1 protein-coding gene is annotated in these 236 nt (G+C 58.5%); it reads left to right on the forward strand.

Translation table 11 applies throughout. The annotated features are described in order from the left end of the window. On the forward strand, positions 1-236 hold a 236-nt coding region (locus tag ACTHTA_RS11645; protein ID WP_440379645.1), incomplete at both ends, for a penicillin-binding transpeptidase domain-containing protein.

Genomic DNA, 236 nt, shown 5'->3' on the forward strand with positions numbered 1-236 from the left:
TTGCCCCGAACGGCAAGCGCGTCATCACAGCCTCTACGGCGAAAAAAGTGCGCGAGTTGATGGTTTCCGTTACGGAAGCCGGCGGTACCGGTACTGCCGGTGCTGTGGATGGTTTCGCCGTAGGTGCGAAAACCGGTACGGCGCGTAAACTGGTCACTGGCCGCTATGTGGACAACAAACACGGCGGTACGTTTATCGGCTTTGCTCCGGCTAAAAATCCACGCGTGATCGTGGCC

It is taken from the genome of Neisseria sp. P0013.S005, assembly GCF_051958425.1.
Taxonomy (GTDB): Bacteria; Pseudomonadota; Gammaproteobacteria; order Burkholderiales; family Neisseriaceae; genus Neisseria; species Neisseria subflava.